This window comes from Streptomyces sp. NPDC059582 (genome assembly GCF_042735715.1).
In the GTDB taxonomy this organism is placed as follows: Bacteria; Actinomycetota; Actinomycetes; order Streptomycetales; family Streptomycetaceae; genus Streptomyces.
On the sequence record NZ_JBHWCC010000058.1, the window covers coordinates 37196 to 56471 of the forward strand.

The window sequence follows — 19276 nt, forward strand, 5'->3', positions numbered from 1 at the left end:
ACCCTCAGCCGAACGTGAATTCCGGGAGGACCATCACCATGGCCATCACCGACGACCTGCGCAAGACCCTCAGCGACCCGACCCCGTTCTACTTCGCCGCCGGCACCGCCGACCTCGCCCTGCAGCAGGCCAGGCGGGTGCCCGGTCTGGTGGAGCAGCTGCGCGCCGAGGCTCCGGCCCGGTTCGAGGCCGTCCGCGGCACCGACCCGAAGGCCGTGCAGGAGAAGGCCGCCGCCCGCGCCAAGGAGGCGCAGGAGAGCCTTCAGGCGAAGGTCGGCGAGTTCATCAACACCCTCGACGGTGACCTGAAGAAGCTCGGCGAGAGCGCCCAGGACCTCGCGCTGCGCGGGGTCGGCGTCGCCGCCGAGTACGCCGTGAAGGCCCGCGAGACCTACGAGAAGGTCGCCGAGCACGGCGAGCAGGCCGTGCGGACCTGGCGCGGCGAGGCCGCCGACGAGATCGAGGACCTGGCGATCGCCGTCGAGCCGAACTCCGAGCCGGCCGTGGTCAAGCAGGAGCCGACGCCCGCCGCGGCCGAGGCGGCCACGGACAAGAAGCCCGTGGCGAAGAAGGCTCCGGCCCCGCGCAAGGCCACCGTCAAGAAGACGACGCCGCCCACCAAGTAATCAGGGACGGTATGCGTACGGGCCGGGCACCTCTGGGGTGCCCGGCCCGTTCTACGGGTACGGTGGCCGAAGGAGCCATGGTCATGGGAGTCGGAGAGAACGGACGGTGGGCGGCATGCTGGCGCTGGGCTTCGCGGGATTCCTGGGGCTCTTGAAGATTCTTCTCATGGTCCTGGCGGCGTTCGGGCTGTTCGACGCCGCGTTCCGGCGCGAGGACGCCTTCCGCGCGGCCGACAAGCAGAACAAGGTCTTCTGGCTGATCATCCTCGCCATCGCGCTCGTGGTGAGCTACCTGTTCTCGATCTTCTCGATGCTCCCGATCGCCGGTGCGGTCGCCAGCATCGTCTACATCGTGGATGTGCGGCCCGCGGTGAAGCAGGCCTCCGGCGGCGGCAGCGGCTGGGGCCGCCGTCGCGGCGGAAGCAGCAGCGACGGCCCCTACGGTCCGTACAACGGCGGGCGCTGACCGCCCCCACTCTCCCAGGACCCACGGTGGGTCGCCGAGGATCAGCCGCCGGTCTCTCCGGAAGCCGTCGGTGGTCTCCCGGTGACGACCGTGGGTCTTTTGAGGATCAGCCGCCGGTCTCCCGGGAAGCCGTCGGTGGTCTCCCGGTGACGACCGTGGGTCTTTTGAGGATCAGCCGCCAGTCTCTCCGGAAGCCGTCGCCGGTCTCTCAGGGCCGACCGTGGGGCTCTCGGAACCCGCCGCAGGTCTCTCAGGACCCGCCGCGGGTCTCTCAAGACCCGTCGGCGGGTTCTCAGGTGACGCTGCCGGGGGTCTCGCCGCCGGATTCCTCAGGGAACCCGGTCCAGCAGTACCACCGCGACGTCGTCCGTCAGCTCGCCGCCGTTCAGCTCACGGACCTCGTTGACCGCGGCCCGCAGCAACTGTTCGCCGTGCAGGCCGGACGTCAGCTGGCGGCGGACCATCTCGACCATGCCGTCCTGGCCGAGCCGCTCCCGGCCCGTCCCGATCCGGCCCTCGATCAGACCGTCGGTGTAGAGCATCAGGCTCCACTCGGCGCCCAGCTCCACCTGCATACGCGGCCAGCGGGCGCCGGGCAGCAGACCGAGCGCGGGGCCGTTGTTGTCGTACGGCAGCAGCTCCGCGGGCCGGCCCGGACGGGCGATCAGCGGGGACGGGTGACCGGCCAGGCACAGGCCCGCGCGGCGGCCGTCCGGGGCGATGTCCACCGTGCACAGCGTCGCGAAGATCTCGTCGTCGTCGCGCTCGTGCTCCAGCACCTGCTGCAACGTGCCGAGCAGCTGGTCGCCGCACAGGCCCGCCAGGGTCAGCGCGCGCCAGGCGATGCGCAGCTCGACGCCGAGCGCCGCCTCGTCCGGCCCGTGCCCGCAGACATCGCCGATCATGGCGTGCACGGTGCCGTCGGGCGTGCGGACGATGTCGTAGAAGTCACCGCCGAGCAGCGCGCGCGAGCGGCCGGGGCGGTAGCGGGCGGCGAAGCGGAGTGCCGAGCCCTCCAGCAGGGGGGTCGGCAGCAGGCCGCGCTCCAGGCGGGCGTTCTCCTGGGCGCGCAGCTTGCCCTCGGCGAGCCGCCGCTCGGCGCTGTCGGAACGTTTCCGCTCCACCGCGTACCGGATCGCGCGGCTCAGCAGCCGACCGTCCAGCTCGTCCCGGAAGAGATAGTCCTGGGCACCGACCCGTACCGCCTGAGCGCCGCGCTCGGCGTCGCCGGACGCGGTGAGCGCGAGGACGGCGTGCCGGGGCGCGAGCCGCAGCACGTGCTTGAGCACGGCGAGCTCGTCGTCATCGTCGCCGGACGGGCGGGCGGGCGCCGACAGCGCCAGGTCCAGCAGGATGCACTGGACGTCGTCGGTGAGCAGCCGCTCGGCCTCGGTGAGGTTGCGGGCGGTGCGGACGCGGATCGGGTTGCCGGCCGAGTCGAGGAGGTCGGGCACGATCGGCGATCCCGCCGGATCGTCCTCGATCAGCAGGAGCGTGAGATGGGCGTTGGCGGCGGCGTTCGGGTGGGTGGTGGTGGCGGTGTTGTCGACCTTGGCTTCCTTGCGCGGGGTCTCTTCCTTCGAGGGGCCGCTCTGGGGCACGGCCTGCGCCTGACCACACTCCACGGCCGGGATCGCTCTCTGCCGCGGCACGGGTACGGGCATCGTCTTGGGTTCCTTCCCTCCCCCCGAGGGCATGGCGGACAGAGGGACCTCCATCCACCGACGGGGACCATAGCGGTTGTCGGCGCCGCAACGGAATGGTGTGAGGCAGGCCGCTTCGCTTCAGACCGCTGTCATATGCCGCATTGTGTACCGCAGTTGGGCAGGGGCCGTGTGCAGCGGGGATGACGAACGTCACGTCCGCGCCGGGTTTGCCCCCGACCCCGGGTGCGCTGGGTCACGTGGCCCGGGTCACGCGTCCGGCCGGACCACTCCGAGGATCGGCATCGTGCCCGCGCCCGCCAGTGTCACGGTCCGGCCCGGCCGCGGGGCGTGGATGATCGCGCCGTCGCCCACGTACATCGCGACATGGCTGGCGTCGCCGAAGTAGATGATCAGATCGCCGGGGCGCATGTCCTTGATGTCGACGTGCTTGAGCTGCTTCCACTGCTCCTGCGAGGTGCGCGGGATGCCGTGGCCGGCGCTCGCCCAGGCCTGTGAGGTGAGGCCCGAGCAGTCGTACGTCTTCGGGCCCTCGGCGCCCCACTCGTACGGCTTGCCCATCTGGGCCGTCGCGAACTGCACGGCCTTCTTGCCCTGCGCGGACGCCTTGCCCTTGATCTCGTCGAGGATGCCGGAGTCCAGCCAGGCGGTCTGCGCCTGGTGTGCGGCCGCCTCCTCCAGCTCGGCGAGGCGCTCCTTCTCCTCTTTCTCCAGCTGCGACTCGAGCGTCTTCGCCGCCGCGATCTGCTTCTCGATCTTCTTCTGGGCGGCGGCGCGGACCTGGCGGTCGGCCTCCAGCTTCTGCCATTGGGAGGTGGCGTCCTTGGCGTACTGCTCCAAGTCCTGCTGGGTGCGGGTCATTTCCCCGATCAGGCCCTTGGTCGCCCGCTGGCCCTGGATCACCCGGCCCGCTCCGTCGAGGAACTGCTGAGGGTTGTCGCTCAGCATCAGCTTGGCCTCGTCGGGGAGCCCGCCGCCGCGGTACTGGGCGCGGGCCGCGGCGCCCGCGCGGTCCTTCAGCTCGTCCAGCCTGTCCTGGCCCTGGACGATCTTCTTGGCCAGCTCGACGATCTCCGCGGACTGCTTCCGCGTCCGCTCCTCGGCGGCGTTGTACGCGTCGGTGGCGACGGACGCCGCGTGGTAGAGCTGGTCGAGCTTCTCGCGGACGGCCTCAAGGTCCTTGCCGGGCTCGACCGTCGAGGCGGCGCTGGAGCCGACGCCCGGGGTGGGAGTCGCGGTGACGGTCGGCGTGGGGGCCGCGAACGCGATGCCCGGCACCGCCAGGACGGTGACCGCGCAGACGACGGTCACGGCCGCCGTGATCAGGCCGCGCTTGCCCGTACCCATACCTCGTCCCCCAAAGCTGATTAACCGTCAGTAACTTCCGGACGCCTGGGGGATCGTGCCATGTCGGCGCGGAAAACGACAGAGGCAGCGCTTCCGGCTCACTTCCCCCTCATCCACCCCGGCATGACGATCTCCCCGCCTTTGTGACGAACGACTCACGGAGATCGTTCCTGGCGGGCCGAGTCGGGCCGAGTCGGGCCGAGTCGGGCCAAGTCGGGCCGAGTCGGGCCAAGTCGGGCCGATTCGGGTCGGGGTGGGCGAGTCGGGCCCGGCTGAGATGGGTCGAGCTGGGCCGGGGCGGCCAGGAGCAAGGGGCGCCGGGCCGAGTCGGGCCGTGCCGGCTCCGGCGTCCGGGGTCAGCCCCGCGGCGCCAACGCCTCCCACCGCACCGTCACTTCACCCTGCCGCCACCGGGCCGGCCGGTCCGTCACCGGCCAGTCCGCCGTCAGGTCCCGTACCGCCCGGATCCAGCGCTGACGTGCGCCGTAGGAGGCGTAGGGCGCGGCGGCGGCCCACGCGCGGTCGAAGTCGCGCAGGAAGGCGTGCACCGGCTCGCCGGGAACGTTGCGGTGGATGAGTGCCTTGGGCAGGCGTTCCGCCAGGTCCGACGGGCGGTGCAGGGAGCCCAGCCGGGTCGCGAAGGTGACCGTGCGCGGTCCCTCCGGGCCGAGTGCGACCCATACGTGCCGGCGCCCGATCTCGTCGCAGGTCCCCTCGACGAGCAGCCCGCCCCGAGAGCCCGCCGTCGCGGGGGCGAGGCGTGAGCACAACCGCTCCCAGACCGCGGCGACCTCGGCCTCGTCGTACTGGCGCAGGACGTTGGCGGCCCGGACGAGGTGCGGTCGGCGGGGGAGGGGGAGTTCGAAGCCGCCGTGCCGGAAGACCAGTCCCTCGCGCTCGTAGGGCCGGGCCGCCGTCACTCGGGCCGGTTCGATCTCGACTCCCACCACGCGCGCGTGGGGCGCGACGGAGCGCAGGCGCCCCAGCAGCTCGACGGCCGTCCAGGGGGCGGCTCCGTATCCGAGGTCGATCGCCAAGGGGTCGGCCGCGCGCCGCAGCTCCGCGCCGTGCGTGGCGGCGATCCAGCGGTCCATGCGGCGCAGCCGGTTCGGGTGGGTGGTCCCGCGCGTGACCGTGCCCACGGGGCGGGCGGGAGCGCGGGATGTCATACCTACGAGGGTATGCGGACGCGACGGGAGGGATGCGCGGCCGCACGCGTACGCCTCCCGCCCTCGAACGGTTGAGCGACACGCGGTAATGCCTCGGCAAAAACCGTCCCGCCTGGAATGGGAACGCCGTCCTCCGGTGTTGGACGGCTTGGAGGGCGCACCGTGTCCTCCCCAAGGCATGCCCGCAGCGAGGAGGAACGCCACGTGAGCCAGTACGTCAGCAGGCTCGGGCGTCGCTCACCGGCCACGCCCTCACGGCTCAGGCTGCCGCACCGCAGGCCCCGCAGGGTCGCCATGCTCTCCGTGCACACCTCACCCCTCCACCAGCCCGGCACGGGCGACGCCGGCGGCATGAACGTCTACATCGTGGAGCTCGCGCAGCGCCTCGCCGCGATCAACATCGAGGTCGAGATCTTCACCCGCGCCACCACCGGCGCCCTCCCGCCGACCGTCGAACTGGCCCCCGGCGTCCTCGTCCGGCACGTCGACGCGGGCCCCTACGAGGGCCTCGCCAAGGAGGAGCTGCCGGCCCAGCTCTGTGCCTTCACGCACGGCGTGATGCAGGCCTGGGCAGGTCACCGCCCCGGCTACTACGACCTGGTCCACTCGCACTACTGGCTCTCCGGCCATGTCGGCTGGCTCGCCGCCCAGCGCTGGGGTGCCCCCCTGGTGCACGCCATGCACACCATGGCCAAGGTCAAGAACGCCAACCTGGCCGAGGGCGACACCCCCGAGCCCGCCGCCCGCGTGATCGGCGAGACCCAGATCGTCAGCGCGGCCGACCGGCTCATCGCCAACACCGCCGAAGAGGCCGACGAGCTGGTCCGGCACTACGCCGCCGACCCCCGCAAGGTCGCCGTGGTGCACCCCGGGGTGAACCTCGACCGTTTCTGTCCCGCGGACGGCCGCGCCGCCGCCCGCGCCCGGCTGGACCTCCCGCAGGACGCCCTGGTCCCCCTCTTCGCGGGCCGCATCCAGCCCCTCAAGGCCCCCGACGTGCTGCTGCGCGCGGTCGCCGTGCTCCTCGACGAACGCCCCGACCTGCGCAAACGCCTGGTCGTACCGATCGTGGGCGGCCCCAGCGGCAGCGGTCTGGCCAAGCCGGAAGGCCTCCAGAAGCTCGCCGCGCGGCTGGGCGTCGCCGATGTCGTACGGTTTCGACCGCCCGTCGACCAGGAGCGGCTCGCGGACTGGTTCCGCGCCGCGTCCGTCCTCGTCGTCCCCTCCTACAGCGAGTCCTTCGGGCTGGTCGCGATAGAGGCGCAGGCGGCCGGCACCCCGGTGCTCGCCGCCTCGGTCGGCGGCCTGCCGGTGGCCGTGCGGGACGGCGAGACCGGCGTGCTGGTCCAGGGCCACGATCCCGCCGCCTACGCGCGCGTGCTGGCCGAGTTCGCCGACCGCCCCGAGCTGCCGGCCCGGATGGGCGCCGCCGCCGCCCGGCACGCCCAGTCGTTCGGCTGGGACACCGCGGCCGCGGCCACCGCGGACACCTACACGGCCGCGGTGCAGGCCCACCGGCGTCGCGTACGCTCCCACCATGGCTGATGTCGACAGGGCCGCACAGGTCATCGAGGGCTTCCTGGAGGACGCCGGACCGGAGTGGGAGAGCCCAGAACCCGGCACCTACGTCGTGCAGCTGCCCGGCACCCGCAAGCTGAAGACGACCGTCTCCCTCATGGTCGGCCGTCACTCGCTCTCCCTGAACGCCTTCGTCATCCGCCACCCCGACGAGAACGAGGCGGGCGTCCACCGCTGGCTCCTGGAGCGCAACCTCAGGCTGTACGGCGTGAGTTACGCCGTGGACCGGCTCGGTGACGTCTACGTCACGGCCCGGCTGCCGCTCGCCGCGGTCACCGCCGACGAGATCGACCGCCTCCTCGGCCAGGTCCTGGAGGCCGCCGACGGCTCCTTCAACACCCTCCTGGAATTGGGCTTCGCTTCCGCGATCCGCAAGGAGTACGCCTGGCGGGTGTCCCGCGGCGAGCCGACCGGCAACCTGGACGCGTTCAGCCACCTGACCCGACGCCAGGCCGACTGACCCGCCGTCGGCCGGTGCCAGGCAGACCGGCCGGCCCGCCGTCAGTCGGGACCGTCTCCCGACGGGGCCGGGCCGAGGCGGTAGCGCCCGGGCGTCACCCCCACCAGCCTCTTGAAGTGCCGCGTCAGATGGGCCTGGTCGTAGAAGCCGGTCGCCGCAGCCACCTCGCCCGGCGGCTGCCCGTCGAGCAGGAGGCGGCGGGCTCGGTCGACCCGGCGGGACATCAGGTACTGGTGCGGGGCGATGCCGTACGCGCCGCTGAACGCCCGTACCAGATGCGCGGGATGGGCGGGTACGAGACCGGTGGCCTCGTCCAGCGTGAGGCCCTCGACCACACGCTCGTCGAGCAGTTCGCGCAGCCGGCGAGCGACGACGGGATCCCGGCGCGGGGCCCGTACGGCGTCCCGCGGGGCGTCCCCTACGGCGGCCCGGGGCCGCAGCCGCGCCCGCAGCCGCTCGCCGACGAGCGTCAGCCGGCTCTCCGCCTCCAGCTCGTCACCGGGGTGCGTGAGCGCGGTGTGCAACTGCCCGACGCGCCGCCGCAGCAGCGGATCGCGCAGATCGGGCCCGTCGACGGCCGCCCCGATCAGGTCGTCCCCCAGCCGCGAGCTGTCCAGGTAGAGCACCCGTTTGCGGAAGCCGCCCGGGGTGGCGGGGGAACCGTTGTGCGGGACGTGCGGCGGCAGCAGCGACACCGTGTCGTCCGGGGTGCCGTGCTCGTGCCGGTCGAGGTCGTACCGTACGGCCCCGTCGTCCACGATGAGCAGCGTCCACGCCTCGTGCACATGCATCGGATAGGCGTACTGCGTGAAATGCGCGTGGAAGACCTCCACCACACCCGGTACGCGCGGGCGCCAGGCGCAGACGCTGTCGCCCCCGTTGCGCGCGGTGCGTTCGGTGGCCATGCAAAGAACGTACAAGACCACGTCGTACGACGTTCGGCAGTCTCGAGGCATGAGCGAGCAGACCCGTTTCGACACCAAGATCGCCGTCCTGCTGCGGGAGGACCTGGAGACCTGGCAGCGCCTGAACGTGACCGCGTTCCTGGTGAGCGGCCTCGGTACGGCCGTCCCCGAGGTGATCGGAGACCCGTACGAGGACGCGGACGACGTCCCCTACCTGCCGATGTTCCGCCAGCCGGTGCTGGTCTTCGAGGGTACGAAGGAGACGCTGACGGCGGCCCACACCCGGACCCTCTCCCGCGCCCTGCCCCGCGCGCTCTTCACCTCCGACCTCTTCGCGACGGGCCACGACCGGGACAACCGGGCGGCCGTGCGCGCGGTGCCGACGGCCGGGCTGGACCTGGTGGGGCTGGCCGTGTACGGACCGCGGAACGCGGTGGACAAGGTGCTGAAGGGCGCGCGGATGCACCCCTGAGACGAGGCGCCTCGAAGCGGGGCCGGGGTGCTGCCGGTGCTCAGGCGGCGTTGATCTCGGACCTGGTCTCGCGGGGCCGTTCCGCCACGCGCCGGTCCGCCGGCAGCCTCCGCATCAGTGCCCCGTACCCGACCGCGGCGCCGGTCCCGACGACCGCGCACAGGCCCCACAGCCACTCCGCCCCGAACCGGTCGATGACGAAACCGGACATCAGCGGGGCCACCAGCGCGGCGACGGACCAGGACATGGTGTACATGCCCTGGTAGCGCCCGCGCCCGTGGACCGGGGAGAGACGGACGACCAGGCCGGTCTGCGTCGGCGCGTTGACGATCTCGGCGAGTGTCCACACGCACACCGTCAGGGCGAAGACGCCGACGGACCCGGCGAAGGCGGTGAGCCCGAAGCCGTACCCCGCCAGCAGGGAGGAGAGGACGAGCAGCCGCCGCGGGTCCCGGTGCTCGATGAACCGGGTGACGGGGATCTGGAGCGCGACGATGAGGACGCCGTTGACGGCGATGGCCATGCCGTAGTCGGCCGGGGTGAACCCCGCCTCGCCCATGGCGACGGGCAGTCCGACCGCCCCCTGCTGGAAGATCAGCGCGACGAGGAAGGACAGCCCGACCACGCTCATGAAACGGCCGTCGCGCAGCACGGTCCCGAGCCCGACCTCGTCCGCCGCCCGCTTCTCGGCCGCCGTGCGCTGCGGCCGGGACTCGGGCACCTTCAGGAACACGACGAGCGCGCAGGCCAGGGTCATCCCCGCCTCGATCAGGAACCCGGCGAGGTAGCTGGACTCGGCGATGAAGCCGGCGGCCATGGAGGAGACGGCGAAACCGAGGTTGACGGCCCAGTAGTTGAGGGAGAAGGCCCGCACCCGGTCCTCGGGCCGCACGATGTCGGCCATCATCGCCTGCACGGCCGGCCGGGAGGCGTTGCTGGCCATCCCGACGAGGCAGGCGACGCCGGCGATGGCGACGGGATCGCGCATGAACCCGAGCAGTGCCACCGACAGGGCGGTGGACACCTGGGCGACCAGCATCGTGGGCCGCCGCCCGAGCCGGTCGGCCATCACCCCCGCGCCGAGGGAGGAGACGACCCCGCCGAGCCCGTGCAGCGAGGCGACCAGACCGGCGAACGCGGCGGAGTACCCGCGGTCGAGCGTCAGGTACAGCGCCATGAAGGTGGCGACGAAGGCGCCGAGCCGGTTGACGAGCGTGCTGGTCCACAGCCACCAGAACTCGCGGGGCAGCCCGGAAAGGGTCTCGCGAGTGGCGCGTCTCAGGGTGGCGACGGACATAGGGGACCCCCACGGATGTACGGATGCAAGCGCAGATGTAAGCGGCTCGGGCGGCGTACACAACTTACGGTTGGCGGCTCCGCGCGGACCACTCGATTAACAGATCCCGTCAACCGTCGCCCCACCGTCCGCCCTGCGGGCAGGGGCGCCCCGCCCCAAAGCCTTCGATTACGCTCATACGCATGCCCGACGCACCGTACAAGCTGATCCTCCTCCGCCACGGCGAGAGCGAGTGGAACGCGAAGAACCTGTTCACCGGCTGGGTGGACGTCAACCTCAACGAGAAGGGCGAGAAGGAGGCAGTCCGCGGTGGCGAACTCCTGAAGGACGCCGACCTCCTGCCCGACGTGGTCCACACGTCCCTCCAGAAGCGTGCCATCCGCACCGCGCAGCTGGCCCTCGAATCCGCCGACCGCCACTGGATCCCGGTCCACCGCTCGTGGCGCCTGAACGAGCGCCACTACGGTGCCCTCCAGGGCAAGGACAAGGCGCAGACCCTCGCGGAGTTCGGCGAGGAGCAGTTCATGCTCTGGCGCCGCTCCTACGACACCCCGCCGCCGCCCATCGAGCCCGGCTCGGAGTACTCCCAGGCGGACGACGCGCGCTACGCCTCCATCCCCCCGGAGCTGCGCCCCCGCACGGAGTGCCTGAAGGACGTCGTCGAGCGCATGCTCCCCTACTGGTACGACGACATCGTCCCCGACCTCCTCGACGGCCGCACGGTCCTCGTCGCCGCCCACGGCAACAGCCTGCGCGCCCTGGTCAAGCACCTCGACGGCATCTCCGACGCCGACATCGCGAGCCTGAACATCCCCACGGGCATCCCCCTGTACTACGAACTCGACGCCGACTTCAAGCCGCTCACCCCCGGCGGCAAGTACCTCGACCCGGACGCCGCGGCAGCGGCGATCGAGGCGGTCAAGAACCAGGGCAAGAAGAAGTAATCACGCACCGCTAAGCCCCCGACCTGCGAGTTCTTCGCGGGGCGGGGGCTTTTTGGTGGGGCTGGGCCGTCTGTGGGCCGTCAGGTGCTGCCGGGCGAGCCAGGCGACGAAGTCGTGGGTGCCGCCCGCGGAGTCGGTGCGTATCAGTGTCCGGCGCCCACGCCGGTACTTCTTCGGCAGCTGGGCCAGGGCCATGCGGGTGGCGGTGATGTGGTCGGTGGCCGTGTTCGAGCCCGCGTTCCCGGGCCTGAGCAGGGCCGCCACCGGCTCACCGGTGCCGCCCGGTCCGTGGTCGACGAAGCCCATCAACGGGTGATGACCGTAGGTTCGCTTCCAGGTCGGTGCTGCGTCCTCCTTGTCGGAGGGCGCGATCACCAGCACTCCGTCGAGGTCGACGGTCACCGTCCCGCCCGCATCGGGCGCGTGGCCGTCGGCCAACTGCCAGGCCCGCTCGCGTGCTTCGGCCCGCGCGGCACGGATCGCCGCCAGCGCCTTCTCCCCAGAGGCGGCGAGGGTGTCGACGAGGCGGGAGACCGTCGGGTCGGAGGCCACCGGCCCGAACACGGCCGGCTCCGACCGCAGCATGCCGACGTCAGCCAGGCAGTCCCCGCCCAACGCGACCGCCAGTGCGACGTCCAGGAGGACTTTCCCGGGGTCGTGGACGGCCCGTGGCTTCCGCCACGGCGCCAGCGCCACGGATATCGCATGGTCGAGGCCGGTCCTGCGGGCCGTCTCCACCAGCAGGACCGAGCCGGCCTGCGAGACCACCTGTACGGCCGTCCCCCTGGACACGGACACACGGATACCACGCGGTAGGCTCTCTCACCTGGAAAGTGCTCTTTCCCTCGCAGCCAACAGGACCCTCAGCAAGTCCTATCGTTGCAGGTCAAGAGCACTTTCTGCGTTTCTGATCAGCCTGCGGACAGGCCACCTCGTGAAAGCGCGAGGCTAGACCGCCATCGCCGGACCTCGAGTCTTCGCTGTCCCGGACGTCACCGGCGACTCGATTCCCGACCGCTGGGTCCGCATGAGCGACGGCAGCGTCCGTCTGTCTCTGCTCCGGCGGAAAGACCGCGATGGACGGCTGTACGACGGTGATCGGCAGTCGGATGCGCAATGCGGCGTTCGGCTGAGCGAGACGGATCGACGAAGCGGCGCGTCCTCACCACGTGCCCGGTGACGACGCGCCGCCTCGGTCGGTTCTGCTGGCTCAGTCCTGGTGTACGACGTTGCGCCCCGGGCCGCCCGAGAGCGTGTCCCTGCCAGGGCCGCCGTACAGCTTGTCGTTGCCGCTGTTGCCGTAGATCGTGTCGTTTCCGCTGTTGCCGTAGAGGATGTCGTTGCCGGTCTGGCCGTACAGCTTGTCGTTGCCCGTGCCGCCGCGGATCGTGTCGTTCCCGTCGGTGCCGCCTTGGAGGAGCTGGCCGCCCGGGCCGCCGTAGAGGAAGTCGCTACCCGGGCCTCCGTCGGCCATGGCTCCGTCGCCGTCGGCGTAGATGGTGTCGACGCCGCCTTCGCCCCGAGCGTAGGCGTGGGCGCCGACGTGGATCGTGTCCTTGCCGTCCCCGCCTACGACCCACATGAAGCTGCCCCCGGTGACGGTGTCGTCGCCCGGGCCGCCGTAGACCTCGTGGAAGCCGCGCGTGCCGGTGTCCGTCGACCTGTCGTTGCCGGAGCCCAGGTCCACCAGGCCGGTATTGCCGTCCATGCCGGTGGCGTTGGTGTAGGTGACGGTGTCGTCGCCGTCGCCGAGGCTCATCGCGAGGACGCTGTCCGTGCGCTCGCCCGTGCAGGAGATCCGGGTGAGGTCCGCGCTGTCGGGGCGGGTACAGGGAGTGCCCGGCTCGATGGTGATCGGGACCACGTCGTCGATGACGTAGGTGCGGTGGACACGGTCGCCCGACGTCACGGTGACAGCCGCTCTGTTGGTCTGGCCGGGCGCCGCCGTGTACACGAGCCGCCTGCCCTCGCTCGCCGTCCCCACCGTGGCCGGCGCCGTCGTGGCTCCGGCTGCGGCGGGCAGAGCGACCGTCACGGCCAGCGCCGCGCCGACGGCCAGGCTCAGAGCCGGGGCCGCGCGCAGCGTGCCGCGCTCGATGCGGGGAGAACGGGGTGTGGGCATGGGGCAACCTCCATACGACGTAATGGTCTCCTGCTGTCACGAGCGACTGCTGGTGCGTAGGGGAGGTTGTGCGTCCGTGTGGGGAGTTCATGGTTCCGTGGGGCACTGTTCAACGACGTCGCCGCAGTGTTCGCCAGGGCGCGTCGAACAGCTTCCAATGCCCCTTTGGCTGGTCTGCGGCCCCACTGTCGGATTGGTCCGTAACAGGATCCCGAAGGAGACTGCTGAACAATACGAACTCGGAAATCATGAGACGGACCTTGGAACTCTGGACCGGCAGCCGTAGGACGCGGCAGGCGGTGTCGATGGCGGCGGCCATGAGCATGCCCCGCAGAGTAGCCAGGTCAGCCTGCACGGTCTCTGCCGGGTGCGGGTGGTTCTGTCTGACCCGGACCGCTCCGACTTGTCCGTCGTCCCACTGGATCACTGCCTGGTGGACTCGCCCGATGCACACCACACGCCGTGTATCCATGCCGCCCTTCTGCCTCACTCGGCGAGATCTTCGATAACGAGATTCACGGATGTTGGGAACGGATGTCGGGCGCTGATTCCGCGGAGATCGCCCGGACAAGTCCTAGCTAAGGGCTGTCCCGTAATCCCCGGCGGGCGCACGACGACAGCTACGGCACCTCGCCGCGTTGTCGGATCGCCCGCATACGCCCAGTATGCGGACGACCCTCCGCCTTGCGATGCACCGCATCTGACGCCGCGCGCTGATCCACCAGGGATTACGGGACAGCCCTTAGCCTCGAAGTTTCATGACGGTCCGCCGACGGAGTCGGTGGACCGTTTTCGTGCCGTGAGGTGAGGGTGGGCAGGCCGAGGGCCCGAGTGTCGTCTCGGGGTGGCGCCGGGTTCCACTGCTCCGGTATCGGGTTTCTGTCGTAGGGGCGGGAAAATCGCTGGTCAGCCTGGGTTCGGTAGGAGTGCGAGGCGTTCGAGTGCGGCGGTGATGTGGCTGGTCCAGGGCCAGTGCCGGGCCAGGCGGAGGATCCGTCGACGGCCGGTGGTGACGAGCTGTCCGGCTGTGGTGAACAGGCGGAGCCGCAGGCGGCGGGGTTCCCAGAGCCGGGCCTTGCCGGTCAGGGCGAGCATGGGCATCCAGGCCAGCAGGTCGAGTGCGAGCTGGACGATCTCGAGCCAGATCCGGATCAGAAGGCCACGCCACCTACGAGGCGGCCCGGCGACTGGCCGACCGTCTCAGTTTCCGTCTCATTCAGCGCCGTTCACGGCCGTTCAGACAGGACTGAGGACAGTAGCCACATCCACGACCGACCGACGATGAACCCAGGTGAACGGCCCCGTCCGAGGCTCCCCGAACCACCACCACAGTTGGAAAGCGTGCGTCGGCTCGCCCATAGGCGGCCGGCACAGTGTGGGCGCGTTGTCAGAGGCTGGTGGCATCGTGCCCGCATGGACACGCTCTTTGACTTTCCCGAACCGGAGACAGCAGAAGAAGCTGTCATTGCTCACTACCGGCTGAGCGATGATCAGTACGGCTCGCGTGCCGAGCGGGAGGCGATCTTTGACGCTGAGCGCACCATGACGGCCGCCGTCGAAGAGGCGGGGGCCGGTGAGGTGGACGGGAACGAGTTCGGCGGAGGCGAAGCCGTGCTGTACGCCTACGGGGCGGATGCGGAGGCGCTCTTCAAGGTGATGGAGCCGACCCTTCGCGGTCTGCCGTTCAGGCCGGCCCACGTCGTGCTGCGGCAAGGGAGCCGGGAGACGGAGTCCCGAGTGGATCTGTGATGCGGTACAGCCACGAAGTACAGCAACCCCAGCAACCGTCATACCCGACACCGGCCCTCACGACCCTCCCTGCAGCCTGTATGACCTCCAACGACCGATCTCTGTAGAGCTACGGATCAGAAGGCGGCAGGATCGAAACGGGTCGGCCGTCACGCGGTGGCTACGCCCCTTGGACACCCCGCCTGAGAAGTTCGTCATCGACAGCACGAAGCCGCTGCCGCCACTCCCGCCCAGCCTTGGGGTTGCGACCCATGCCACGTGCCACGGCACCCGTAGCCCGCTCAGCCGCGAAGGCCCGGCGCTCCCGCAGTTGCTCGACAGACAGGCCGGCCAGATCGGCGTACCAGTTGTCGTAGATCTTCCAATGACTCATCACCCCAGGGTGCCGACCGCCACGGCCCCGCCGCACACCAATTTCGAACGCCCGCGATAGCCCGTTGCCCGATCGCACCACAACCGCACCAGATCGAGCGGGGAACAGCGGGGAATCACGGGGAAAGCCGCCCAGTCCGACGGCGCAAAGATCCGACCGTTCGACCAGGTCAGCCCCCGAACCACCCCCCAGAAGCCCGCAGCTTCCCAAGCTGAGGGCTCAAGCACCGTCGTTACGGGGCGACCGTTCCGGCTTGCTCTGGTCGACGGCACCGGCAGCGGGGCGGAGGCCGGTGGGGGTGCAGCGAGGCATACGCGCGCCTGATCGGTCGGCGTCCTCACCGTCGTGGCTGGCTTTCGTCGGCTGAGGCCCAGACGAAGCCGTATCCAGCTTCGAGCAGACGTCGTCCGTCACCCACCTGCGGCCGCCGGGGCAGGGCTGTGCATGCTGTGCAGCATGACGAACCCCGAGGGTCCGTACGTGAAAGTGCACTTCCGGCTTGAGATCGAGGACGACTGGCCCCCGGCGTCGGTGGAGAGTCTGTGGGCGGTCGACCAAGGCGACGGCACCGCACGGCTCGACAACATTCCCTGGTTCGTTCGAGGCATCGCCTGCGGGGACATCGTGGCCACCGAGCCTGATGAGGAGGGCGTGCGATGGGCCGGCGAGGTGGTCCAGCGTTCGGAGAACTGCACCATCCGCCTCATCGTGCTCCGTGACGGCGGCTCGGGGAGCCGCTCGACAGAGCGTGATCAACGCGTTCAAGGAACTCGGCGTCGACGGCGAAGGCATAGAGCGGTTCGGCATGGTCGCGCTGGACGTTCCGCCCACCGCCGATCTCGCCAAGGCGCAAAAGCTGCTCAACCACGGTGTGGCCAAGGAGTGGTGGGACATGGAAGAGGGCTGCATCACCGAGCAGTGGCGGGCTACTTCCATTGGTTGAGGCCGGTCATGTGATCCACTGCTGGGCCGTCCCTGGGCCGTCCGACGCCGCTCGACAGTGGCCAATGACGACCGATGACGACCACCAGGCGCACAAGCCCACTGCACCTGACCAGCAAAAACCCAGTTCACGAAGATCTCCGACAAGACCCAGGGCAAGAAGAAGTAGCTTTCGCGATCACGCCCTCGACCTGCGCATACGGCGCGGGTCGGGGGCGTTTTCACGGAGAGCCTCACGGTCAAGGCCCAGATGACCGTCGCCGGCTGGGAGAAGTACAAGAACGTGCCCCTCGTCGGGCACCAGGTGCTGCTCCAGTACCGCAAGGGCACCAGCGGCCCCTTCGTCACGCTGAAGAAGCTCAAGACCGACCGCAACGGCTGGGCCACGGCCACCGTGAAGGCGACGGGACGGCGCGCACCGCTACGACTTCGCGGGTACGAGCCTCACCACGGCCACGACCGGCTGGACCGACTTCGTCGACGTGAAGTGAGCCCTGACCGGCCTGACCGTTGAAGTGACCGGCCCCTGCCCGCGACCTCGGCGGACAGGGGATCTCCTCGCACCTGCCTGCCGCGTCCTCAGACCTTCAGCGGAACCGGGTGGATCTCATCGGCCTTGTGGCCGGCGCGCTCGTGGACGCGCTGGACCGCTTCGGCCGAGGGGGCCTCGGAGAGGCAGTAGACGACGCCGGACTCGGGGTCGGCCCACGCCCGCTCGAAGTGCACGCGCTCGTCCTTCTCGATGGCGAGGTCGGCGTTGTGGGCCTCGCGCAGCTGGTCGGCCGTGATGCCCTTCATGTTGTGGTGTACGTCCATGAACTGAGCCATGCCTCGCACCTCCTCGTGATCCTCGGACTGTCCGTCCTCGGATTGCGTTCGCCTGCGCTCTCCTCCCATGCTGCGCCCGTCCGGAACGAGCAGCACGACGAAGGGGCGCTCGACGCCGGCGGCCGTGCGGCCGTGGCGGTTCTCCCGGCGCGGTCGGCCCATGCGGCCCTCTCCGGCCCCGCGAGCACGACCGGCCGTCCGCGAGGCGGGTGGTGACGATCGCCGAGGCGTCCGGTTCACCGCGTCGCGGGCCTCGCACAGTGTGTGCGGTTCGATACTGAACGCCATGCGCGTCGAATACGACCCCGAGGCCGTGGGCAGGGATGCCTTCTACAGGTTCCTGACGTCCGTCGTCGTTCCTCGCCCGATCGCCTGGGTCTCCACGATCACTCCGGACGGAAACACGAACCTCGCCCCGCACTCCTTCTTCAGCATCGCCAGCACCGACCCCCCGGTCGTCCAGTTCACCTCGATCGGACGCAAGGATTCCCTGCGCAACGTCGAGGACACCGGGGAGTTCGTCGTCAACTTCTCGTCGGAACCGCTGCTGGCGCTGATCAACGCCACCGCCATCGACTTCCCCCGGGCGGTCAGCGAGTTCGACACCGCGGGCATCGAGCGCGAGGAAAGCAGGTGTGTGCGCCCGCCCAGGGTGGCCGCGTCTCATGTGGTCCTGGAGTGCCGTTCGCACACCACCCTGCGGATGGGCAACTCCACTCTCGTCTTCGGACGAGTGGTCCACGCCGCGGCGGACGAGGACTATCTCGCCGACGACCGTCCCAGCAGCACCCTGCTGCGCCCGCTCACCAAGCTCGGCGGCGACGAGTGGGGCACCCTGGGCGAGGTCATCCACCTGAGCCGGATCCCCTACGAGGAGCCCGACTCCGACTGATCCCGCGTCCCCCTCCGGCCGCGTTCGTCTCGGACCTCGGCGACAACCACACGGTCGTGTTCACCCGGTCGCCGGGACTTGGGCCACGACCTTTCCCCGTTGGTGGTCGCTGCGCAGGGCCTCGTACGCGGCAGGCGCGCGCGTGTCACCACCAAGTGGCGGTCCTCCTCCCTCGGCTGACGATCCGTGACAAGGCCGCCGACGGGTGGGGCGGAGCGTTCGGGGAGGTCGGCAGCTCGGGCGTCGTCGAGTCTTCCGACTGCGTCCCGGTGGCCGGCCTCGGCGGTCGGCGGCGCCCTGCGCGTCCCCGGGCCGCCCCTCTCCTCGGTCGCCGGCGGGCCTCCTCCGCATGCCTGGTCCGGCGTCGCGCCCATCACCGCGCGGGAGTTGAGGCAGGGGTACGGGAGCCGAGGTCCGTGTGATCGGGGCTCCGGTGGACACCTCCGGTGGGGCGGCGGAGCATGGAGGGGAGGGACAGCACAACGGTTCACGTGTGACCGCGTGGACGCCATGCGGGAGACGCGTCAGGCCCCGTGAGGACATGTTCGCCTGAGCCGGGGCGCTGAGCGCGGCATGTGGGTCCGAGGCGCCTCGTGATCGCCAGGCCTCGGACGGGCCTTTCGTGCGTGTCCCGGTCCGCACTCACCTTCGTTGCCAGGGGCGGCGTCGTGTCCGGCGCGCCCTTTCCCGTTCCGGGAGGAAGAAAGATGATCCGCACTCGTCGGCTCGCCATGCTCACCCCACTGCTCGTGTCCGCGCTGGCCCTCGGGCCGGCTGTCGCCGCGCACGGAGCGACGGGGCACGCGCCCGCCGCACCCACCAAACCCAGGTGTCTCCTCACCGAGGACTCGACCCACTCGAAGCCCGACGACCCGAGGTTCACCCTCTCCGCCTCCGGCTTCAAGTCGGACGCGGTGTCGTTCTCCGGTGGCAACGGGAGCGGCGGAGCGAAGACCGCGAACGGATCCTTCTCCGTCGGCAACCTCAAGCCCGGTCACTACATCGCCAGGAGCAAGAAGGACGGCGAGGTGAACTGCGGCCGCACACCGGGAGAGAAGGGTGGCAAGAAGAGCGAAGCCAGGGCCCAGTACGCGAAGGGGTTCTCGGCCGGCTTCAAGTTGATCAAGAAGGACTGCAAGGCCAAGCCGCCGCACGGCCTCAACAAGTCCACCAAGGACTACGAGGCGGGCTTCAAGGACGGAGCGGCCCTGGCGGCGGACCAGTTCTGCTAGTTGCGGCGTCTGCCGGCGAGACGGACGGGTTCCACCGGCGAGACGGACCGGTTCCGCTAGCTGCGGGGTTCCACTGGCGAGACGGACCGGCTCCGCTAGCTGCAGCGTCCACCGGCGCGGCGGACCGGTTCCGCCGGCCAGGACGCGGAGACGGGGGGGGGGGCGGGACGAGCCCCTAAGAGGCCGGGCCGCGGGCCCCCCCGCGGGGCC

Annotated in this window: 18 protein-coding genes and 3 pseudogenes; 11 read left to right on the top strand and 10 right to left on the bottom strand. The window is 70.6% G+C overall.

Translation table 11 applies throughout. The features are described 5' to 3' along the window. Window positions 1-38 precede the first annotated feature (38 nt). Both ACFV0T_RS34965 and ACFV0T_RS34970 read left to right on the top strand, forming a co-directional pair. Window positions 39-626 (top strand): hypothetical protein, encoded by a 588-nt coding sequence (locus tag ACFV0T_RS34965; protein ID WP_385788373.1) that lies wholly within the window; start codon window positions 39-41, stop codon window positions 624-626. Window positions 627-741: 115 nt separating this feature from the next. After that, on the top strand, window positions 742-1092 hold the full coding sequence (locus tag ACFV0T_RS34970) for a DUF2516 family protein (RefSeq protein ID WP_385788376.1): 351 nt from the start codon (window positions 742-744) through the stop codon (window positions 1090-1092). Between the two features lie 329 nt (window positions 1093-1421). On the opposite strand, the gene ACFV0T_RS34975 is transcribed toward ACFV0T_RS34970, so the two are convergent. The 3 genes from ACFV0T_RS34975 to ACFV0T_RS34985 form a co-directional block, all read right to left on the bottom strand. After that, window positions 1422-2756, bottom strand: coding sequence for a PP2C family protein-serine/threonine phosphatase (locus ACFV0T_RS34975; RefSeq protein ID WP_385788379.1), 1335 nt, complete (start codon window positions 2754-2756; stop codon window positions 1422-1424). 249 nt (window positions 2757-3005) lie between these two features. Next, entirely contained in the window at window positions 3006-4103 is a 1098-nt protein-coding gene (locus tag ACFV0T_RS34980) for an NlpC/P60 family protein (RefSeq protein ID WP_385788382.1), read from the bottom strand. Between the two features lie 356 nt (window positions 4104-4459). After that, window positions 4460-5272 carry a class I SAM-dependent methyltransferase gene (locus tag ACFV0T_RS34985; RefSeq protein ID WP_385788385.1) on the bottom strand — a complete coding sequence of 271 codons (813 nt, stop codon included), beginning with the start codon at window positions 5270-5272 and terminating at the stop codon, window positions 4460-4462. Window positions 5273-5476: 204 nt separating this feature from the next. Between ACFV0T_RS34985 and mshA the strand changes: the two genes are divergently transcribed. After that, on the top strand, window positions 5477-6817 hold the full coding sequence (gene mshA / locus ACFV0T_RS34990; RefSeq protein WP_385788388.1) for a D-inositol-3-phosphate glycosyltransferase: 1341 nt from the start codon (window positions 5477-5479) through the stop codon (window positions 6815-6817). Continuing rightward, window positions 6810-7310: a YbjN domain-containing protein gene (locus tag ACFV0T_RS34995; RefSeq protein WP_385788391.1), complete on the top strand. Its 501-nt coding sequence runs from the start codon at window positions 6810-6812 to the stop codon at window positions 7308-7310. The genes mshA and ACFV0T_RS34995 overlap by 8 nt, the downstream gene beginning before the upstream one ends. Window positions 7311-7351: 41 nt before the next feature. On the opposite strand, the gene ACFV0T_RS35000 is transcribed toward ACFV0T_RS34995, so the two are convergent. Beyond that, a complete protein-coding gene (locus ACFV0T_RS35000) occupies window positions 7352-8215 on the bottom strand; it encodes an AraC family transcriptional regulator (RefSeq protein ID WP_385788393.1) in 864 nt (287 codons plus the stop codon). A gap of 49 nt (window positions 8216-8264) precedes the next feature. On the opposite strand from ACFV0T_RS35000, the gene ACFV0T_RS35005 reads away from it, so the two are divergent. Further along, a complete protein-coding gene (locus tag ACFV0T_RS35005) occupies window positions 8265-8687 on the top strand; it encodes a DUF2000 family protein (protein WP_385788396.1) in 423 nt (140 codons plus the stop codon). Window positions 8688-8727: 40 nt separating this feature from the next. Here ACFV0T_RS35005 and ACFV0T_RS35010 read toward each other — a convergent pair whose 3' ends face one another. Then, window positions 8728-9984 carry an MDR family MFS transporter gene (locus ACFV0T_RS35010; protein ID WP_385788399.1) on the bottom strand — a complete coding sequence of 419 codons (1257 nt, stop codon included), beginning with the start codon at window positions 9982-9984 and terminating at the stop codon, window positions 8728-8730. A 182-nt stretch (window positions 9985-10166) separates the two neighbouring features. On the opposite strand from ACFV0T_RS35010, the gene ACFV0T_RS35015 reads away from it, so the two are divergent. Then, window positions 10167-10928, top strand: a complete 762-nt coding sequence (locus tag ACFV0T_RS35015; RefSeq protein ID WP_385788401.1) for a phosphoglyceromutase — start codon at window positions 10167-10169, stop codon at window positions 10926-10928. Between the two features lie 87 nt (window positions 10929-11015). Here the strand turns inward: ACFV0T_RS35015 and ACFV0T_RS35020 are convergent. The 3 genes and pseudogenes from ACFV0T_RS35020 to ACFV0T_RS35030 form a co-directional block, all read right to left on the bottom strand. Beyond that, window positions 11016-11754 (bottom strand): annotated as a pseudogene (locus ACFV0T_RS35020) (transposase); the annotation flags it as partial. Between the two features lie 384 nt (window positions 11755-12138). Next, on the bottom strand, window positions 12139-13050 hold the full coding sequence (locus ACFV0T_RS35025; protein ID WP_385788404.1) for a calcium-binding protein: 912 nt from the start codon (window positions 13048-13050) through the stop codon (window positions 12139-12141). 906 nt (window positions 13051-13956) lie between these two features. Beyond that, window positions 13957-14199: pseudogene (locus tag ACFV0T_RS35030) on the bottom strand (transposase); the annotation flags it as partial. 264 nt (window positions 14200-14463) lie between these two features. On the opposite strand from ACFV0T_RS35030, the gene ACFV0T_RS35035 reads away from it, so the two are divergent. Further along, on the top strand, window positions 14464-14799 hold the full coding sequence (locus ACFV0T_RS35035) for a hypothetical protein (protein WP_385788406.1): 336 nt from the start codon (window positions 14464-14466) through the stop codon (window positions 14797-14799). Between the two features lie 160 nt (window positions 14800-14959). On the opposite strand, the gene ACFV0T_RS35040 is transcribed toward ACFV0T_RS35035, so the two are convergent. Further along, window positions 14960-15172 (bottom strand): hypothetical protein, encoded by a 213-nt coding sequence (locus tag ACFV0T_RS35040; RefSeq protein WP_385788409.1) that lies wholly within the window; start codon window positions 15170-15172, stop codon window positions 14960-14962. A gap of 456 nt (window positions 15173-15628) precedes the next feature. On the opposite strand from ACFV0T_RS35040, the pseudogene ACFV0T_RS35045 reads away from it, so the two are divergent. Both ACFV0T_RS35045 and ACFV0T_RS35050 read left to right on the top strand, forming a co-directional pair. Further along, window positions 15629-16115: pseudogene (locus ACFV0T_RS35045) on the top strand (DUF4265 domain-containing protein). A gap of 249 nt (window positions 16116-16364) precedes the next feature. Beyond that, entirely contained in the window at window positions 16365-16628 is a 264-nt protein-coding gene (locus ACFV0T_RS35050; protein ID WP_385788412.1) for a hypothetical protein, read from the top strand. A gap of 65 nt (window positions 16629-16693) precedes the next feature. Here ACFV0T_RS35050 and ACFV0T_RS35055 read toward each other — a convergent pair whose 3' ends face one another. After that, entirely contained in the window at window positions 16694-16942 is a 249-nt protein-coding gene (locus ACFV0T_RS35055) for an SCO4226 family nickel-binding protein (protein ID WP_385788427.1), read from the bottom strand. Window positions 16943-17228: 286 nt separating this feature from the next. Between ACFV0T_RS35055 and ACFV0T_RS35060 the strand changes: the two genes are divergently transcribed. Then, a complete protein-coding gene (locus tag ACFV0T_RS35060) occupies window positions 17229-17834 on the top strand; it encodes a flavin reductase family protein (protein ID WP_385788415.1) in 606 nt (201 codons plus the stop codon). A gap of 707 nt (window positions 17835-18541) precedes the next feature. After that, on the top strand, window positions 18542-19066 hold the full coding sequence (locus tag ACFV0T_RS35065) for a hypothetical protein (protein ID WP_385788418.1): 525 nt from the start codon (window positions 18542-18544) through the stop codon (window positions 19064-19066). The last annotated feature ends 210 nt before the right edge of the window (window positions 19067-19276 follow it).

Excerpts from the sequence above, each read along its gene's own strand:
- ACFV0T_RS34965 (WP_385788373.1), top strand. The coding sequence starts at position 39 with ATGGCCATCACCGACGACCTGCGCAAGACCCTCAGCGACCCGACCCCG.
- ACFV0T_RS34970 (WP_385788376.1), top strand. The coding sequence starts at position 742 with ATGCTGGCGCTGGGCTTCGCGGGATTCCTGGGGCTCTTGAAGATTCTT.
- ACFV0T_RS34975 (WP_385788379.1), bottom strand. The coding sequence starts at position 2,756 with ATGCCCGTACCCGTGCCGCGGCAGAGAGCGATCCCGGCCGTGGAGTGT.
- ACFV0T_RS34980 (WP_385788382.1), bottom strand. The coding sequence starts at position 4,103 with ATGGGTACGGGCAAGCGCGGCCTGATCACGGCGGCCGTGACCGTCGTC.
- ACFV0T_RS34985 (WP_385788385.1), bottom strand. The coding sequence starts at position 5,272 with ATGACATCCCGCGCTCCCGCCCGCCCCGTGGGCACGGTCACGCGCGGG.
- ACFV0T_RS34995 (WP_385788391.1), top strand. The coding sequence starts at position 6,810 with ATGGCTGATGTCGACAGGGCCGCACAGGTCATCGAGGGCTTCCTGGAG.
- ACFV0T_RS35000 (WP_385788393.1), bottom strand. The coding sequence starts at position 8,215 with ATGGCCACCGAACGCACCGCGCGCAACGGGGGCGACAGCGTCTGCGCC.
- ACFV0T_RS35005 (WP_385788396.1), top strand. The coding sequence starts at position 8,265 with ATGAGCGAGCAGACCCGTTTCGACACCAAGATCGCCGTCCTGCTGCGG.
- ACFV0T_RS35010 (WP_385788399.1), bottom strand. The coding sequence starts at position 9,984 with ATGTCCGTCGCCACCCTGAGACGCGCCACTCGCGAGACCCTTTCCGGG.
- ACFV0T_RS35015 (WP_385788401.1), top strand. The coding sequence starts at position 10,167 with ATGCCCGACGCACCGTACAAGCTGATCCTCCTCCGCCACGGCGAGAGC.
- ACFV0T_RS35025 (WP_385788404.1), bottom strand. The coding sequence starts at position 13,050 with ATGCCCACACCCCGTTCTCCCCGCATCGAGCGCGGCACGCTGCGCGCG.
- ACFV0T_RS35035 (WP_385788406.1), top strand. The coding sequence starts at position 14,464 with ATGGACACGCTCTTTGACTTTCCCGAACCGGAGACAGCAGAAGAAGCT.
- ACFV0T_RS35040 (WP_385788409.1), bottom strand. The coding sequence starts at position 15,172 with ATGAGTCATTGGAAGATCTACGACAACTGGTACGCCGATCTGGCCGGC.
- ACFV0T_RS35050 (WP_385788412.1), top strand. The coding sequence starts at position 16,365 with ATGACCGTCGCCGGCTGGGAGAAGTACAAGAACGTGCCCCTCGTCGGG.
- ACFV0T_RS35055 (WP_385788427.1), bottom strand. The coding sequence starts at position 16,942 with ATGGCTCAGTTCATGGACGTACACCACAACATGAAGGGCATCACGGCC.
- ACFV0T_RS35060 (WP_385788415.1), top strand. The coding sequence starts at position 17,229 with ATGCGCGTCGAATACGACCCCGAGGCCGTGGGCAGGGATGCCTTCTAC.
- ACFV0T_RS35065 (WP_385788418.1), top strand. The coding sequence starts at position 18,542 with ATGATCCGCACTCGTCGGCTCGCCATGCTCACCCCACTGCTCGTGTCC.